Genomic DNA, 18,472 nt, shown 5'->3' on the forward strand with positions numbered 1-18,472 from the left:
AATAAACAATACTTAAAACATTTGAGGAGGTCTTGTAAACATGGCAAAAGAAATTAAGTTTAGTGAAGAAGCTCGCCGCGCAATGCTTCGCGGTGTCGATGCACTTGCTGATGCTGTTAAAGTAACTTTAGGACCAAAAGGACGCAACGTGGTTCTAGAGAAAAAATTCGGTTCTCCGTTAATCACAAATGACGGTGTAACAATCGCTAAAGAAATCGAGCTAGAAGACGCGTTTGAAAACATGGGTGCTAAGCTTGTTGCTGAAGTAGCCAGCAAAACAAACGACGTTGCCGGTGACGGTACAACAACTGCAACAGTTCTTGCGCAAGCAATGATCCGTGAAGGCCTTAAAAACGTAACAGCAGGCGCTAACCCTGTAGGCGTGCGTAAAGGGATGGAACAAGCTGTATCGGTTGCGATCGAAAACTTAAAAGAAATTTCTAAGCCAATCGAAGGCAAAGAGTCTATCGCTCAGGTTGCTGCGATCTCTGCTGCTGATGAGGAAGTCGGAAGCCTTATCGCTGAAGCAATGGAGCGAGTAGGAAACGACGGCGTTATCACAATCGAAGAGTCTAAAGGCTTCACAACTGAGCTTGAAGTTGTTGAAGGTATGCAATTCGACCGCGGATATGCGTCTCCTTACATGGTAACTGACTCTGATAAGATGGAAGCGGTTCTTGACAATCCTTACATCTTAATCACAGATAAAAAAATCACAAACATTCAAGAAATCCTTCCTGTGCTTGAGCAGGTTGTTCAGCAAGGCAAACCATTGCTTCTGATCGCTGAGGATGTTGAAGGCGAAGCACTTGCAACACTTGTTGTGAACAAACTTCGCGGCACATTCAACGCAGTGGCTGTTAAAGCTCCTGGCTTCGGTGACCGCCGTAAAGCAATGCTTGAAGACATCGCTGTCCTTACTGGCGGAGAAGTCATCACAGAAGATCTTGGCCTTGACCTGAAATCTACTCAAATCGCTCAATTGGGACGCGCTTCTAAAGTTGTCGTTACTAAAGAAAACACAACAATCGTTGAAGGCGCTGGCGAAACAGACAAAATTTCTGCCCGCGTGACTCAAATCCGCGCTCAAGTGGAAGAAACAACTTCTGAATTCGACAGAGAAAAATTACAAGAGCGTCTTGCTAAACTTGCTGGCGGCGTAGCTGTCATCAAAGTCGGCGCTGCGACTGAAACTGAGCTGAAAGAGCGTAAACTTCGCATCGAAGACGCCCTGAACTCAACTCGCGCAGCTGTTGAAGAAGGCATCGTATCCGGTGGTGGTACAGCGCTTGTAAACGTATATAATAAAGTCGCTGCAGTTGAAGCTGAAGGCGATGCTCAAACAGGTATCAACATCGTGCTTCGCGCGCTTGAAGAGCCAATCCGTCAAATCGCACACAATGCTGGTCTTGAAGGATCTGTCATCGTTGAACGCCTCAAAAACGAAGAAATCGGCGTAGGCTTCAACGCTGCAACTGGCGAATGGGTAAACATGATCGAAAAAGGTATCGTTGACCCAACGAAAGTTACACGCTCAGCTCTTCAAAACGCTGCGTCTGTAGCTGCAATGTTCTTAACAACTGAAGCCGTTGTCGCTGACAAGCCAGAAGAAAACGCTGGCGGCGGAATGCCTGATATGGGCGGCATGGGCGGTATGGGTGGTATGATGTAATACCGACAAAAAACCCTTGATTTACAAGGGGTTGTCGGCAACGGACGTCATTTTTGATGCCCTTTATAACTTTTCGAGGCTTCTCATGAGTTCACTGAACTTGTGAGAAGCTTCTTTTTTTCTGTCTTTCGTAGTTTGATTTTTTCAGCACTGTTCTATATCGATTTTCAATAGTTTTGATAATCCCGATATGAACTATTCAATTGACCAAAATACAAAATTCTACCGGCTCAGATTCCTGTTTACGTCTTCTTTGATAAACGGCTTACTGTAACTTCAGTAAACTGCATTTCTGTTATGATTATAAAAAGGGTTTAAAAATTTTTCGTCCAAACCTCTGTTACTTCTCTCCCTATTGCAGACAGGAGATGGTATCCTCTCATACAGACAAAAAAGCCCCAGTTTTCTAAATAAATAGTGTCACCAACACTCTTAGAAGTTTCCCTAAGGAGTACATTGCCAAAGAGAAATCCTATTAAAATGTCTATTTGTGCTGCTTTTTAGCTACTAAGACGATGTATGTTAAAGATATAGAACGGCAGAATAATCTGATTCTCAAAAATTCACTGTCGGTGTAGTTAGGTTCTTCCACCAACATCTTGATAATATTCATCCCGACTCTATGGAGACCGACATTCCAATTATTAAATCTAATATTAGTTTTTTATGATTACCAAGGAGGACTTAATAGTGCATTTTTCAGAAATGATAGATCGCTTGGCTTTATATGATTTACACAGAAAAAGAAGCAAAGATAAACATTTTTCTGCTGCTATTGCAGCCGATATCGATGATAGAGAGGAATTTTACAGTGCGAATATAGCTGATGTTTCAATTGATTTGAATGAATCTAAAAAAAAGTATAGGGTTGGAACATTTCGTTATGAATCCTTAATTCAAACTGGGAATCCTGTTAATGATACTTTAAAAGGGGAGGTTTTTTTACATAAAAATGATATAGATCAACCCAATGTTATCTTTGTACACGGCTGGCGCATGGAATCGTACAATAGGATCAAAAGAATATTTCATAAGCGTATAATGAACGATTTAGGCTGGAACATGTATTATTATTCTCTTCCATACCATTTTGAAAGAGAACCGGAAAATTCACTGTATAGTGGCGAGTTGATGATTAGTGCGAATATTGATCGTACAATTGAGTCGACAAGACAGGCCATTGTAGATTTACGGGCATTAATTCACTGGATAAAAGCAAATAAAAAAGGCCCTGTTATCATAGTGGGGGTAAGTTTAGGGGGATGGATCACTAATCTAATTGCTACCCTAGAATCTCAAATTGATGTAGTGGTATCAATCTTTTATGCCAATCGCCTTTCTTATTCAATATGGAACACGATCCCAGGTAAATTCATAAGAGAAGAATTAGAACAAAATGGTGTGACCTATGAAGATTTAACAAAATATTGGAATATCACAGATCCTAGTCAAGCCTTGCCGAAAGTTAATAAAGATAACATTCTGCTGATTTCTGCTAAACATGATCAGTATATTGACTTAAAAGATGCAGATTATTTATGGGAAAGTTGGGAGAAACCGAAAAGATATGTCTATAATTGCGGTCATTCCGGCATTGTTCTTTGTCGCAAAAAGCTGGCAAATGATACGATTTCCTTTATAAGAGAAAGGATAAATACGGGAAAACCTGGTTCAGTACATTTGTAGACCTTAATAAGAAACAAAAGGCCAACTGCAACTTCAGTTGGCCTTTTCTATTTATAATAAAGAAACTGGGTGAGATTGCTGTCAGAACTACTATGCGTACTAGTCGTTTTCTTTAATCACCATTGCCAGTTCTTCCACCTCACCCCGAATCCCAATCGCAGGCTCCCACGAATCAATCAAACGAATCGCCTTCTGATTAGATTCCATCGCTTTCGTTTTCTCTCCTTTACGGTACAACAGCTGCGCCATTCCGAAGTGATAGTAGATCAGTTCAACTTGATTGGCGTTATGTTTGTCATAGAGCATTTGCTCAAAGGCTTCTTCCGCTTTCTCAAATTGACCACATTTCACGTAAGCGACACCCAGATTGAAATAGGCTTCTATCGTTTTTTCGCCGCCGTACGTGGAGCTGATTTCATTTGCCGCTTCGTATAATTGAATTGCTTCTTCATGATGACCTCTCGCAAAGCTTAAGTCACCGCGAACCAATAGAACTCTGTGTTGAATGGTAGGGGAAATCGGTTGATCTTCAATTTCGCTTAAAATGGTCTCTGCTTTTTCCTGTTGCCCGGCTTTTAAAAACAGCCTTGCTTTGAGTGCATGTCCCCAAACCTTTAGATCATAGGCATCGTGAGCGTCTGATTGTTCCAGAATCCTCAGCCCGGCTTCTATTTGCTGTAAGGCCCTGTCTAAATCATTGACTTCCATCAGAGCCCAGCCTGCTGTGTCGATTCGGAAGTACGCTTCTCGTGTGTGTTGGCCTAAGTGATGGGCGGCGTCGGCCGCTTTGCGTCCGTATTCGATTCGCAGGGGCAGGTTGATTCTGCTTAGAAAATGGCTAATGCGGGTGATGAGTTCGATTAGGATTTCTTTTTGTTCAGTTTCACTTGCCCATTGGATGACCTTTAAGATGTTTGGCCATTCTTTTTTCATTTGATCTAAGTTCCGTCCCAGCAGGTAGCTCCAATAGATAGAGTTGGGCTGTTCCCGCTTTAATTGGGTTTCGGCATAATCAACATAATAGTGCGCCCAGCGATTGCGGGCTTCTTTTTCATATTCGTGCTGTTCGGACAAGTGCTGTTCTCCGTAAGCGACAACGGTTTGGTGCGCTAAGTATTGTGTCCTTCCTTCGCTTCGTTCCGGCTGAATCAGCGCATATGACCGCATTTGTTCCATAGCGTAATGAAAACGGCGGGCGTCTAATCCGGCTGCTGCCGCCAGGCTTTTTTCATCAGGCGGCTTGCTGAAAAAGCAAAGCGTCTGCCAGAGCTTTCGTGTATCTTCATTGCATCTGTCCCAGGTGCGGCCAAAGAGGAATTCAAACAATTCCAGCAGTGAGTAGCCTGCTTTTCCAAGCTCATGAATCAACTGCTGCGCGGGGATGTCATCGTCTGACATATAGGCAATGCTGAGTGCCATGGCTTTCGGGTTTCCGGCAGTCGCTGAAATGAATTCGTTTTTCAGGTCAGATGATAGATGTAACAGCTGCTCCAGCTTTTCCCGTTTATTTTGAATGTTGCATGTTTGTAAGCATCGGTGCACTTCTTGCTGAAAAAAATCCAAGGCATCTGTTTGGTCAAGGCCGCTTAGCTGAATAGCTGTCATTTCTCCGAAGCTTTCCCGATAGGTTTGCTTTACGTTTTCCCGCGCTGTGAGGAGGACTTTCACACCTTGCGGAAGGCTTGTGATAAATTCGTGAATGTCACGTTCTGCAGTATCAATGCTGTCAACGATCAGCAGGATCGGTTTTTCTCTAGTGTAATTGGCTAACGCATTGCGGACGACAAACCGTTTTTCATTGATTGATTTATCGATTTGTTCTGTGCGTCCGAGCTGATAGGCGATCGTATTTAAAAAATCGCTAAAGCTCATTCCTTTCCAATCAGCGCTGACCCAGATGATGCTGTTGAATGCGGGCCAATCTGAAGTATCGCCGACACAGGAATAGGCGGCTTCAAGAGCGACTGTGGTTTTACCCATACCAGCCCAGCCGGTGATTAAACAGACTGGTGAAGGAGAAAGCATCCATTGCCGTATCGCTTCCATATCAAAGCTGCGTCCGATAAAGCGTCCGGACCAGCGTGAGGGTAAATTATGCGTGATAGGCTGTTCTGTAAGCGCATTCGTTTCATGGCCGGGTCTGTCATGAAACAGCCGTTTTACTACATTTTCAATTTCATCTTCACTCGGAGCCCCGAATGACCCGTCTTTTCGCAGTGTTTTTGCCTTTTTCAAACAAGACGCTGCCCATACAGGCAATGCGGGTTTGATGACTGGGATGGTGGTGGTTTCCAGCAGGTTGGTCAACCACTCGATATCGACGTCGGTCTTTTCGAGAATGATCCAGATCATTCCGAACAGTTTTCCGTCGTCGATTCTTCCGGGAATGTAGTTTGCCCCCATCTGTCCGATCCAGCTTTTGATCGTGTTTGGGGAGACTCCCAGCTGGAGTGCGATTTTATCTATGTAAGACTGTCCTGTTTTTTCATTCTTTTTCCTTCTGACTTTATAATCAGGATGAAGTTTTAGCGTTTTGACGCCAGGTGCCAGCAGTTGTGCAAATTGTTTTCGGTTTTCAAGTTCAGCCATAAGCCTGCACCTCCTATTAGTACTATTTTATCAATCCAGCGTTTTTTGTATATGAAAAAATAAAAGTACAGTGCCGCTGTCCTTTTATACAGCAGAAAAGGCTGTTGAACGTCTTGAAAAGCAGATAAAATGGGGGCAGTAACAGAGAAAACAAAAATGTATGCACTTACATTTTATTTTCTGAAGAAAGGAATTTGCCAAATGACTCACACAGTACCTCAAAACATGAAAGCGGCTGTTATGCACAACACAAGAGAGATCAAAATTGAAACATTGCCTGTGCCTGACATCAATCATGATGAAGTGTTGATTAAGGTGATGGCTGTCGGAATTTGCGGATCTGATCTGCATTACTATACAAATGGCCGAATAGGTAACTATGTTGTGGAAAAACCATTTATCCTTGGGCATGAATGTGCGGGTGAAATTGCCGCTGTCGGATCATCTGTCGATCAATTCAAGGTGGGAGACCGCGTCGCTGTAGAGCCGGGTGTTACGTGCGGACGCTGTGAAGCGTGCAAAGAAGGGCGCTATAATCTTTGCCCGGATGTACAGTTTTTGGCTACACCGCCGGTAGACGGTGCGTTTGTCCAATATATTAAAATGCGTCAGGACTTTGTTTTTTTAATCCCAGACTCACTTTCTTATGAAGATGCTGCTTTGATCGAGCCGTTTTCTGTCGGCATCCATGCGGCGGCCAGAACGAAGCTTCAGCCCGGATCAACGATTGCGATTATGGGGATGGGCCCTGTTGGGTTAATGGCTGTTGCCGCAGCTAAAGCATTTGGGGCAGGTACAATCATTGTCACCGACTTAGAGCCGCTGCGGTTAGAAGCTGCGAGAAAAATGGGAGCGACTCATATTATTAATATACGTGAACAGGATGCACTTGAAGAGATTAAAACGATCACGAATGATAGAGGCGTTGATGTTGCTTGGGAAACAGCAGGGAATCCAGCGGCATTGCAATCCGCACTGGCTTCTGTGCGCCGGGGCGGAAAATTGGCGATTGTCGGTTTGCCTTCACAGAACGAGATTCCGCTCAACGTGCCGTTTATTGCGGATAATGAGATTGATATTTACGGGATCTTCCGTTATGCCAATACGTATCCAAAGGGAATCGAATTTCTTGCTTCAGGCATTGTGGACACGAAGCATCTAGTAACGGACCAATATTCGCTGGAGCAGACGCAAGATGCGATGGAGCGGGCGCTTCAATTTAAGAATGAATGTTTAAAAGTGATGGTGTATCCAAATCGCTGAGTGAACAGGGAGGATCTTCGTATTCTCCCTCTTGTTTACTGGAAATGAAAACGGATTCTTGGGGTGGGAAATGATGATTGAAACAGAAAAAGTAACGGCAATGAAAGTGAAGCATCAGTCAAAATCCAGTACCGGACTGTCCTGGTTTGAACGAATCGGTTATGGATTCGGTGATATGTCGTATAATATTATCTTTCAGTTTGTAAACGCATACTTATTATTTTATTATACAGACGTCGGCGGCATTCAGCCTGCGGTGATCGCAACTTTGTTTCTTGTTGTGCGTGTGCTGGATGCTATTTTTGACCCGATCATGGGATTGATTTTAGATAAAACGAATACAAGGTGGGGAAAAGCAAGGCCATATTTGCTGTGGGTGGCATTTCCTTTTGCGCTATTCACATTCTTATGTTTCACGACGCCTCATTTCGGTGAGACCGGAAATATGGTATATGCGTACGTCACCTATATTCTGCTTGGGATGTCCTTTAGTATGCAAACGATCCCGGTGAACAGCTTAACGGGGCGGATGACGAATTCTGTGGAGGAGCGAACGGTTCTGACCACAACCCGGATGATTTTGGTGTATATCGGCATTCTTTTATCCATTTCCTGTGCGACACCGCTTGCAACTGCTATCGGAGGAGAGGATCAGGCGTTTGGATTTCAGATGACGGCGCTCATCTACGCGGCGGTCAGCATCGTTTTGAATCTATTTAGTTTCTTTACTGTACGGGAGCGAATTCAGCCTAAAAAGAGAAAAAAACAAGGGATCAAAAAGACATTATCAGTTTTATTCCGAAACAAACCCTTGCTTATGTTAATTTCATCCTTTTTGGCTTTTGCGATCGGGTTTAATATTAAACTCAGCACGATGGTGTATTATTTTACGTATAACGTCAACCATAAAGAGTTCGTATTTATGGGGACCGTTTTATTTTTCGGAGCAGCGCTGATCAGCAATTTGTTTATTCCTTTCTTTTCTGAGAAGTGGGGCAGAAAACAAGTCATGATCATCACGGCAGCTCTATCGCTTATTTCTTATGCCGGCCTGCATTTTACGCCGTATTCTTCCATTACACTCATTTTCATTTGGCTTTTCGTTTCGGGATTTTTCACAACGCCTTTAAATACGCTTGCTTGGGGAATGGTTGCGGATTGCGTCGATTATGCGGAATGGAAAACCGGAGTTCGCGCGGATGGTGTTGTGATTTCGAGCATGAGCTTTATTAATAAGCTGGGTGTTGCGTTAGCCGGGTCATTTTCGGCCATTTACTTAGGAATCGCCGGGTATGTGGCGAATACAGACCAGACAGTTGCGTCGTTGAATGCGATTAAAAATATGAATGCTTTGATTCCGGGATTTTTCATTTTGCTTTCTATTATTCTTATCTCCTTCTATCCTTTAACGGAAAAAAGATATAAACACATCATCTCTGAGCTGGAGCAAAGGTCTGCGAGATAAATATATGTAAAATTTTTAATATTCAATGTTGTATTTATGGCAGAAAGTAATATACTGAGACTGTAATCTAGACTTTATAAATGAGTGTGATAATATGCGTAGTCATTCTGTAGTTTGTATTGGGGAATTGTTGATCGATTTCTTTTGTACCGATGTTGACGTTGATTTAATGGAAGGGCGCCAATTCCTGAAAAGTGCCGGCGGGGCACCGGCGAATGTGTCGGCAGCAATTGCCAAGCTGGGAGGAGACGCCGCTTTCAGCGGAAAAGTAGGAAAGGATCCGTTTGGGTATTTTCTGAAGCAAACATTGGACGCTGTACACGTCGATACCTCTATGCTGGTGATGGATGAGAAAGCGCCTACAACGCTTGCTTTTGTTTCATTAAAACAAAATGGAGAGCGTGACTTTGTTTTTAATAGAGGCGCGGACGCTTTGTTTACGCTGGAGGATATTGACCATGAAAAACTAAACGAAGCGAAAATCCTTCATTTCGGCTCTGCAACGGCACTGCTATCAGATCCGTTTTGCTCAGCCTATTTACGGCTGATGTCGAGTGCGAAAGACAATGGACAGTTTATTTCGTTTGACCCTAACTACCGTGAAGATTTATGGAGGGGAAGAGTCTCAGAGTTTGTAAGTGTTGCGAAAAAAGCGATCGCTGTAAGTGATTTTGTGAAAGTCAGTGACGAGGAGCTTGAGATTATAAGCGGTGTGAAGGATCATGAAAAGGGTGTTGCGATCCTTCATGAGATCGGAGCCAACATTGTCGCTGTGACACTTGGGAAAAGCGGAACGCTTCTTTCCAATGGAAAAGACCATGAAATCATTCCAAGCATTCCGGTGACATCAATTGACTCAACAGGGGCGGGAGATGCTTTTGCCGGTGCGGCTTTATATCAATTGGCAAATACGGATCAGATTCAATCTGTAGATGCTGATTTTGTGAAACTGCGTGAGATTGTGGCGTTTGCCAATAAGGTCGGAGCTCTTGTGTGCACTAAAATTGGAGCGATTGATGCACTGCCGAGCTTGGATGAGATCGAAGTTTCTTTGTAAATCATTGAAGATGTTTCTTGAAAGTCTTTGGACTTTTGGGGGCATCTTTTTTTATTGCTTACATTTTTGTTCAGGTAAAAAGTTGTATATTTTCTGTTTGAAATGTCATTTTTTATTAAAAAAGTGAAACTTTTAACGATAATAGATAGTATATGTAACAAGGGTTACCGAATTAGCTTTAGGAGGATCGATATAATGAGTATAATTGGAAGATTTAAAGATATTATGTCTGCGAATATCAATGCTTTATTGGACAAGGCTGAAAATCCGGAGAAAATGGTAGATCAATATTTAAGAAATATGAATAGCGATTTGGCTAAGGTTAAGGCAGAAACAGCAGCTGTTATGGCCGAGGAGCAGAGAGCAAAAAGAGAATATCACGAATGCCAGGCGGATATGGAAAAGATGGAAAGCTATGCAATGAAGGCGCTGCAAGCCGGGAATGAGGGCGATGCGAGAAAGTTCCTTGAAAGAAAAACATCTTTGGAGTCAAAGCTTTCTGAGCTGCAGGCGGCGAATCAAATTGCTGCAACCAATGCCGCACAGATGAGAAAGATGCATGACAAATTGGTATCTGACATTGGAGAGCTGGAAGCACGTAAAAATATGATCAAGGCGAAGTGGGCAGTAGCGAAAACGCAAGAAAGAATGAACAAACTGGGCGCTTCTGTTTCAAGTACAAGCCAATCAATGTCTGCATTCGGCCGAATGGAGGACAAAGTAAATAAGGCACTTGATCAGGCCAATGCAATGGCTGAACTGAACAGCGCTCCGCAGGATGATATGGCTGATCTGACTGCAAAGTATGACACTGGCGGTTCAAGCCAGGTTGATGATGAACTTGCGGCGTTAAAAGCGAAAATGATGCTCGATAAGTAATACATAGGAGGCCGCAGCTTTCGGCTGCGGCGTCATTTTATCATAAGATGTGAGAGGGAACGGTAATGATAATATCTTATAAGTGTCCGAACTGCGGCAGTGATATGGCATTTGACAGTGAAACCGGCTCGTTATCCTGCAGCAGCTGCGGAAGACAGGACAATATTGAAAGCCTTCCGAAAGAAAACATTGCGGCACGGTTTTCTGATGATGAAGCAAAAGAATATCAATGTGAAAACTGCGGTGCCGTTTTGATCACGGAAGCTGAAACGACAGCAACGACGTGCAGCTTCTGCGGAGGTGCTGCAATACTTGCCGATCGTTTATCAGGACATTTGGCGCCGGCGAAGGTCATTCCATTTACAATCAGCAAGCAAGAAGCGGAGCAGGCATTTCGAAAGTGGTGCAAAAAAGGCCTTCTGACACCAAGAGGTTTCATGTCTGCCGATCGCATTAAAAGCATCACCGGCATGTATATTCCGTTTTGGATGTTTGATTTAAATAGTGAAGTACAGGTGAGAGCAAACTGTACCAGAGTCCATCAATATGAAGAAGGGGATTATATTTGCACGGAAACAGAGCACTTTGAAGCGTTTCGTGATATCAATCTCGATTATTTGAAAATCCCTGTCGATGCCTCTGAAAAAATGAAAGACGAATTAATGGACAAATTGGAGCCTTATTCATACGAAGAGCTGAAGGACTTTCAAACGGCATATTTGGCCGGTTATATTGCGGAAAAGTACAATTATACCGATGAGGAGCTTTTTCCGAGGGCAAAAGAGAAAATCAGCAGTTATATAGATTCATACATCCATTCTACTTTTTCCGGATATACATCAGTCAATGTGAGGGACAAACATATTCACACGAAAAACGTGAACAGCTTTTACGTTTTGCTTCCCGTTTGGATGGTCAGTTACGATTATGAAAGAGCGGAGCATATCTTTGCGATGAACGGGCAAACAGGAAAGGTTGTTGGAAAGCCGCCGATCAGTCGAGGAAAAGTGGCGGCATGGTTTAGCGGAATAGCAGGCGGGACATTTCTTGCGTTGAAGCTCGTCTCATTGATGATGGGAGGCGGATTTTGATGCGTGGATTTTTTGGAAAAGCGATCTTTGTTGTGCTGGCTGTTTTCATCATGATGCCTTTACTGGGGATCGAAGCGGCAAGAGCTTCTGAATCACAGCAGCATGTGTACGATCGCGCTCATCTATTGTCAAAAGCGGAGATCGGAAAACTTGAATCTCTCTCGGCAGAGCTGGGTGCAAAGAGGGACACTGATTTCATCATTATTACGACCAAAAGCACAAACGGTGAAGATATTGCAGACTATACCGGCGATTTTTATGATCGTTACGGAAAAGGCAGTACAGCCATTCTGACCATTGATATGACAAACAGAGAAGTGTTTATCGCAGGCTTCAAAAAAGCCGAACAGTATTTGGACAACAGCAGGCTCAATAGCATCAGAAATACGATTTCATCTGATTTATCCAATGAAAATTATTTTGAAGCTTTTGAGACATATATTCAGCTTTCCTATAAAGATATGGGCATAAAACCGGGAGTAAACCCCGACAACATATTCTTTACATGGTGGTTTCAGCTGATTGCTGCCATCGCAGTCGGGGGAATTGCGGTTTCAATCATGCTTTATCATGCAGGCGGCAAAGTAACGGTTAATGGAAATACATATATGGATCAGCGTACGTCTGATGTGATTGATCAATACGACACTTATATTAGAACGACTGTAACAAGAGAAAGAAAACCATCAGATAAAGACAGCGGCAGCGATGGCGGTGTTACGAAAGGCGGCACGTTATACAGTGGGAGCCGGGGCAGTTTTTAAATGTAAGAAATAGAGAAAGGGAGAGGCGTAATGTCGTTTTTCAGAAATCAATTAGCGAATGTAGTAGAGTGGGAAGAATTTAGAGATGATATGATTTTTTATAAATGGAACAATCGTGAAATCAAAAAAGGGAGCCGTTTAATCATTCGTCCCGGACAGGATGCTGTCTTTTTGAACAATGGGCGGGTTGAAGGAGTCTTTCAAGATGATGGCGATTATGATATTGAATCAGAAATTATTCCATTCCTTTCAACGTTAAAGGGCTTTAAGTTTGGCTTTAACAGCGGCATGCGAGCTGAGGTACTGTTTGTCAATACGAAGGAATTTACCGTAAGATGGGGAACAAAACAGGCGATAAATATTCCGGCAGCGGGAATGCCAGGCGGGATGCCCATTCGCGCAAACGGCACATTTAATTTCAAGGTGCAGGACTATATCAGCCTGATTGATAAAATCGCTGGCGTGAAAGATCAATATTTTGTAGAGGATATTAAAACCCGTATCATTTCTATTCTGGATCAGCTTCTCATGAAGTGGATCACAAGAGAAGGGAAAGATATGTTTAATCTTCAAGCAAACGCTTTTGATATTGCCAAGGGAATTCAAGAGGACTTAGATATGCAATTAATAAGCGACGGAATGACAGTCACTGGTTTTCAAATCATGAGCTTTAATTATCCTCAAGAGGTTCAAGATATGATTACAAAGAACGCTTCCTACGGTATGGTTGGGGATGTGAACAGATACCAGCAAATATCAATGACGGATGGAATGGCATCCGGAAAGATGAGCGGAGGCGGAGCGGCTTCGGATATGGCTGGAATGATGATGGGAATGAATATGGCCAATCAGATGATGAGCCAAATGAATCAGAATCAGCAGGCACAGTCATCAGGCCCACAGTCAACTGGCAGCGGAAGCAAACCGAATTTCTGTCCAAATTGCGGAACAAAAACGGGTGAAGCCAATTTTTGTCCGAATTGCGGCCAGAAGCTTGTATAAGAATCATACAGTGAAAAGTCCGGAGTGATCAGACACTCCGGACTTTTTTATTTAGGAGAATAAGCGTTACCTATTGCTTGCTCCTGAACAGGCCATTTTCGAGCACCCGCTTGGATAATTCCCAGCAGCAATTGACGACGTTCCTTTATTGAATTGACGGCAATTTGAAATGTTTGCTTTGATAAAGCCGGTATGCCTGATTGTTGAAGCTTTGAGATGTCTGGTTCCGGCGGCGCTTGTTCTGCAGGATGGATATAGGCAGTATGAACGGTATCCAGGTAGTTTTTGATACTTGAGCGCGCTTCTTTGATGTGAAGCTGATTCGGCTGATATTGTTCAGGAATTCCGTATTTGAAAATGGTTAGAGCCTCATCCAATACAGCAACAGCTATAATGGATGATTCCTGATGCTGCGTGCTGTGGTAAAAATGAAGGATGGGGAAGGCGTTATGCTGAGCGGTCAGCTTTCCCAGTTCTGATGAGGCAGCGACAAGAAGAAAATCAATGTCGTGAAAATCTTTGCCATTCCATGCATTATGGACGATTTCTGTTCCGTCATGTCCTAGACTTAATACACTTTGGGCAAAGGAGCGTTTTTGATTAACCGCACTCAAGACGGAAATCAAATACGTGACAGAAAACGTGATGGTAAGCAGTCCTTGAGCTGTTTCAATAATCGTGACAAGCTTCCATAGGCCTCCGTTCGGAGCGAGGTCGCCATTTCCTAATGTAAACATGACATAGCCGGAAAAATAAATTCGGTCTGACCAGGAAGCCGGTTCTTTTGATTGAGTTTCCATAAGTGAGTGAGGGTCACTCGAGTAAATCAAAACCCACCCGCTCCAAAATAGACTGATCCATATCACTAACGTCAGGCATAACAGCAGAGGACCAGCCATACTTAGAACCTTTGCGTGGTCACCGCTGATTTTGCGGCAGCCCTTCCACAGCCAGGCAGACAGGCATCTTGTGATCGGGCCGGCACCGCTCTCTAACCATAACGTGGTCCATAAAAAATCAATCATCCCTGCTGTCAATAATAAAAGGCCTGCAATGATATAACCCTCATTCATTTTGGTTGCCTCCCTTAAGTCAGCCTTCTTTTATTTTCTTCTCTATTTCCTTTTATCCTAAGTCTGAAACAATTGAACGAATGTTTGATTTTAGATGAAGTTACCCAAAACTTACTCATTTATCGATATGAACAGAAAATCACAGGATTTTTGACTTGATTCACACATTTTTATGAAGAAAAACGTTCATTTTCCCCTTGAATTGGTGATTTTCCTTTTATAGAGTAAAAAATTTTCAGAAATTTATATTGACTGAAAGCGTTTTTATAATTATGATAATATCAGATATAACAAAAATGTCACTATCATATCACTACAATTAAACTATCAAGTGACTATTAAATTCCAAATTTACAAGGTTATGCACAAAGAAATGACCATTGTTCTTTTAGCGAGAAATGAAATCGCTTCCATCAGGACTGACATGCTAAGAAGAAGGGAAGGTTATGAGGTTATTGGATAAAAACATGAACAACTATTTTCTGAAGCCTGCTTACGAAATGTGAGGAAGGCAGCAGCCCTGGAATAAGTTTTTGACATACGCATTTTGAAAAAGACTGGGGGAAACAGTATGAATAAACAAGGCAATCAAATGTCATTTTTACGTACAATTATTTTAGTCTCCACTTTCGGCGGGCTTCTTTTTGGCTATGATACCGGTGTGCTCAATGGAGCTTTGCCGTATATGGGAGAGCCGGATCAGCTTAATCTCAATGCCTTCACAGAGGGCCTTGTCACCAGTTCACTTCTTTTTGGAGCGGCACTGGGTGCTGTGTTTGGCGGCAGGATGTCTGATTTTAACGGCCGCCGCAAAAATATTTTGTTCCTCGCTGTTATATTTTTTATTTCAACGATTGGGTGCACGTTTGCACCAAATGTTACGGTCATGATTATTTCCCGTTTTGTGCTCGGTATTGCGGTTGGGGGTGCATCCGTAACGGTGCCTGCCTATTTAGCAGAGATGTCTCCTGTGGAAAGCAGGGGACGGATGGTGACGCAGAACGAATTGATGATTGTATCAGGACAGCTTTTGGCCTTTGTTTTTAATGCGATCCTTGGAACAACAATGGGAGACAACTCCCATGTGTGGAGGTTTATGCTGGTCATTGCGTCACTTCCAGCCGTGTTCCTGTTTTTCGGCATGATCAGAATGCCCGAGAGTCCCCGTTGGCTTGTTTCTAAAGGAAGAAAAGAAGATGCTTTGCGTGTATTGAAAAAAATCAGGGACGAAAAACGGGCAGCAGCTGAGCTGCAAGAAATTGAATTCGCTTTCAAAAAAGAAGATCAGCTTGAAAAAGCGACGTTTAAAGATCTTTCGGTCCCATGGGTGCGCCGTATTGTGTTTATTGGATTAGGGATTGCGATTGTACAGCAAATTACAGGTGTGAATTCGATAATGTATTATGGGACTGAAATTCTAAGAAATTCCGGTTTCCAAACGGAAGCCGCTTTAATCGGAAATATTGCGAATGGCGTGATTTCGGTATTGGCAACATTCGTCGGAATCTGGCTGCTGGGAAGAGTGGGGCGCCGGCCGATGCTGATGACAGGCTTGATCGGTACGACAACAGCATTATTGCTGATCGGGATATTCTCACTTGTACTTGAAGGATCACCGGCACTTCCGTATGTAGTCCTGTCATTAACGGTCACATTTCTTGCTTTTCAGCAGGGCGCCATTTCACCAGTGACTTGGCTGATGCTATCTGAAATTTTCCCGCTTCGCCTTCGCGGACTGGGAATGGGTGTTACGGTATTCTGTCTGTGGATGGTGAATTTTGCAGTCAGTTTCACGTTTCCGATATTGCTGGCAGCTATCGGGCTGTCCACAACGTTCTTTATCTTCGTTGGATTAGGAATTTGCTCAGTCCTGTTTGTGAAGAAGTTTTTACCGGAAACGAAAGGTCTTTCGCTTGAGCAGCTGGAGGAAAACTTCCGCGCTTATGATCACGGCGGGGCAAAGAAGGATTCTGGGGCTGAAGTGATTGGATAATTAAAAAAAGAATCCGCACCCGAGTGCGGATTCTTTTTGGTTTCAAATTAGTTAGGTCTGACAAGGATTTTGACTTGGCTTTTCTCTTTAATAAGAGCCCCGAAGCCTTCCTCGATCAAATCATCTAGTACGATTTTTTTCGTTACGAGTTTGTCGGCTGAGAAATAGCCTTCTTTCATTAATGACAATACAGCCGGGAAGATGTCGCGGTATCCGATAATTCCTTTTACTGTACGTTCTTTGATTACGATATCGTTCGGATGGATTTCAGCACCTTTTTCCCAAATGCTGACGATGACGGTTTCACCGGCAATTGTAGTGGACTGGATGGCTTGTCGTAACACCACTGGGACACCAGTGACTTCGAATGCTACGTCAACACCGCCTCCTGTACGTTCTGCAATCTCAGCGACTACATCGTCTGTTTTAGACGGATCAACGATGATCGCGCCAAGCTCCTCAGCTTTTTGCTGGCGTTCAGGAGAAAGCTCAACAGCGTAAATATCAGTTGCACCGGCAGCCTTCAGCGCTTCAATGACAAGAAGTCCGATCGGGCCGCAGCCGAATACAGCCGCTTTGTCGCCTGCTTTGAGTTTGCTTGAGCGGACAGCGTATAGAGCAACTGCAGAAGGTTCAACGAGCGCGCCTTGTTCATATGATAATTCATCAGGAAGTTTGAACAAAAGCTCTTCATCCACAGAGACGTATTCAGAGAAACCGCCGCCTCCGCCGGCTAAGCCGAGGAATCCCATTTGTTCATCAAGGTTGTAGGCGCCTTGGTGGCCGTGTGTAGCAAAAATCGGCTCGACTACAACGCGGTCTCCAACTTTATAATTTTCAACGCCTTCTCCGACTTCGACAACTTCACCGGAGAATTCATGCCCCATTGTGACAGGTGCCGTTTCATTTGTTAATGGGTGCGGTTTGTCAACCGGAATAAAGATCGGGCCGCCCAGATATTCGTGTAAATCACTTCCGCAGATGCCGCACCATTTGACTTTGATCTTTACTTTTCCCGGCTCCGTTTTTGGCTCTTCGATATGTTCAATACGGATATCCTTTTGGTTATGCCATCTTGCTGCCTTCATGGATTACCACTCCTATAACTTTTGATGTGAGTAATTCCGCACCGGTCAATATGAACTGTTCACAAAATCGCCATTTTTAAAACCAAAAAAGAAATGAAATTTTTATATAATATAATCTACGTTTTTTTGAAAAAAGAAACTTTAAAGAAAAAAGGGTCTCGCACACTCTTTTTTCTTTATATGAGAGTATCAATCGTTTACATAGCTATGAATTTGGTTTGAACAATACGGTAATGGTTCGTTCATATTGAATGCGACAACTACTCTATCAATAATTATAACGCTAATACTGCTATTATAATAGGATAATCTTCCATGGTTTATTTTAGCAGAGTAACTTTTTTGACTTTGTAACATTACTGTAAGGATATTGAAATAAAAAATAGCTGGTTGATCGTGTATAATCTTCCTAGATGTTAACAAACAGGGGGACGAAATGTTGAAGAAAGTCATTTTAGCCGCTTTTATCTTAGTAGGAAGTACTTTGGGAGCTTTTAGTTTTTCATCAGATGCCAGTGCGAAACATGTGAACGGAAATATTACTTGGTATAATGGAGTCGGGAAAAAAGGCTCTTCAGGTAAGAAACTTGGACATTGGGATTGTGCGACCAAAATCGGATTTGATGTTCCTAGAAACGGGACAAAAATCAGAGCTTATGCAAAAGCGAAGCCTAAAAAGGTGATTACGGTTTATAAAAATGATGTTGGCAGAATGCCTAATGCAGTGCTGGATGTTAGCCCTAAAGCGTTTAAAGCGCTTGGATATCCATTAAGCAAAGGTAAAGTAGCGGGGCATTACAGCTATTAATGTACATATATAATCTGGAAAGCAAGAAGTCACATTCTTGCT

Annotated in this window: 14 protein-coding genes; 11 read left to right on the forward strand and 3 right to left on the reverse strand. The window is 43.0% G+C overall.

What is annotated here, in order from left to right; genetic code table 11:
- Window positions 1-40: 40 nt before the first annotated feature.
- Together groL and NSU05_RS03305 are read left to right on the forward strand one after the other, a co-directional pair.
- The gene (gene groL / locus NSU05_RS03300) at window positions 41-1,672 is read left to right on the forward strand and encodes a chaperonin GroEL (RefSeq protein WP_021481338.1); all 1,632 of its coding nucleotides are present in this window, start codon (window positions 41-43) and stop codon (window positions 1,670-1,672) included.
- 690 nt (window positions 1,673-2,362) lie between these two features.
- On the forward strand, window positions 2,363-3,358 hold the full coding sequence (locus NSU05_RS03305; protein ID WP_038428500.1) for a YqiA/YcfP family alpha/beta fold hydrolase: 996 nt from the start codon (window positions 2,363-2,365) through the stop codon (window positions 3,356-3,358).
- Window positions 3,359-3,457: 99 nt separating this feature from the next.
- Here the strand turns inward: NSU05_RS03305 and gutR are convergent, their stop codons facing one another.
- Complete coding sequence (gutR, locus tag NSU05_RS03310) at window positions 3,458-5,947, reverse strand: glucitol operon transcriptional regulator GutR (protein WP_038428501.1); 2,490 nt, start codon at window positions 5,945-5,947, stop codon at window positions 3,458-3,460.
- A 201-nt stretch (window positions 5,948-6,148) separates the two neighbouring features.
- Between gutR and gutB the strand changes: the two genes are divergently transcribed.
- The 7 genes from gutB to NSU05_RS03345 all read left to right on the forward strand — a co-directional run bounded on the left by gutB (window position 6,149) and on the right by NSU05_RS03345 (window position 13,468).
- A complete protein-coding gene (gene gutB, locus NSU05_RS03315; protein ID WP_038430000.1) occupies window positions 6,149-7,210 on the forward strand; it encodes a sorbitol dehydrogenase in 1,062 nt (353 codons plus the stop codon).
- Window positions 7,211-7,283: 73 nt separating this feature from the next.
- Complete coding sequence (locus NSU05_RS03320) at window positions 7,284-8,675, forward strand: MFS transporter (RefSeq protein ID WP_038428502.1); 1,392 nt, start codon at window positions 7,284-7,286, stop codon at window positions 8,673-8,675.
- 94 nt (window positions 8,676-8,769) lie between these two features.
- Window positions 8,770-9,732 (forward strand): carbohydrate kinase, encoded by a 963-nt coding sequence (locus NSU05_RS03325; RefSeq protein ID WP_038428504.1) that lies wholly within the window; start codon window positions 8,770-8,772, stop codon window positions 9,730-9,732.
- 195 nt (window positions 9,733-9,927) lie between these two features.
- Entirely contained in the window at window positions 9,928-10,611 is a 684-nt protein-coding gene (locus tag NSU05_RS03330) for a PspA/IM30 family protein (protein ID WP_038428505.1), read from the forward strand.
- Window positions 10,612-10,676: 65 nt separating this feature from the next.
- Entirely contained in the window at window positions 10,677-11,702 is a 1,026-nt protein-coding gene (locus NSU05_RS03335; RefSeq protein WP_038428507.1) for a TFIIB-type zinc ribbon-containing protein, read from the forward strand.
- Window positions 11,702-12,466, forward strand: coding sequence for a YgcG family protein (locus tag NSU05_RS03340; protein WP_038428508.1), 765 nt, complete (start codon window positions 11,702-11,704; stop codon window positions 12,464-12,466). The genes NSU05_RS03335 and NSU05_RS03340 overlap by 1 nt, the downstream gene beginning before the upstream one ends.
- 30 nt (window positions 12,467-12,496) lie before the next feature.
- A complete protein-coding gene (locus NSU05_RS03345; RefSeq protein ID WP_038428509.1) occupies window positions 12,497-13,468 on the forward strand; it encodes an SPFH domain-containing protein in 972 nt (323 codons plus the stop codon).
- Window positions 13,469-13,515: 47 nt separating this feature from the next.
- Here the strand turns inward: NSU05_RS03345 and NSU05_RS03350 are convergent, their stop codons facing one another.
- Window positions 13,516-14,541 carry a potassium channel family protein gene (locus NSU05_RS03350; protein WP_003242752.1) on the reverse strand — a complete coding sequence of 342 codons (1,026 nt, stop codon included), beginning with the start codon at window positions 14,539-14,541 and terminating at the stop codon, window positions 13,516-13,518.
- Window positions 14,542-15,112: 571 nt separating this feature from the next.
- On the opposite strand from NSU05_RS03350, the gene iolT reads away from it, so the two are divergent.
- A complete protein-coding gene (gene iolT, locus NSU05_RS03355; RefSeq protein WP_029726584.1) occupies window positions 15,113-16,534 on the forward strand; it encodes a myo-inositol transporter IolT in 1,422 nt (473 codons plus the stop codon).
- 47 nt (window positions 16,535-16,581) lie between these two features.
- Here the strand turns inward: iolT and bdhA are convergent, their stop codons facing one another.
- Window positions 16,582-17,622 carry a (R,R)-butanediol dehydrogenase gene (gene bdhA / locus NSU05_RS03360; protein ID WP_003234015.1) on the reverse strand — a complete coding sequence of 347 codons (1,041 nt, stop codon included), beginning with the start codon at window positions 17,620-17,622 and terminating at the stop codon, window positions 16,582-16,584.
- Window positions 17,623-18,058: 436 nt separating this feature from the next.
- Here bdhA and walM point away from each other — a divergent pair, with 436 nt between their 5' ends.
- Window positions 18,059-18,430 carry a cell wall metabolism protein WalM gene (gene walM, locus NSU05_RS03365; RefSeq protein WP_003234013.1) on the forward strand — a complete coding sequence of 124 codons (372 nt, stop codon included), beginning with the start codon at window positions 18,059-18,061 and terminating at the stop codon, window positions 18,428-18,430.
- The last annotated feature ends 42 nt before the right edge of the window (window positions 18,431-18,472 follow it).

It is taken from the genome of Bacillus sp. EU52 (genome assembly GCF_037964975.1).
In the GTDB taxonomy this organism is placed as follows: domain Bacteria; phylum Bacillota; class Bacilli; order Bacillales; family Bacillaceae; genus Bacillus; species Bacillus subtilis.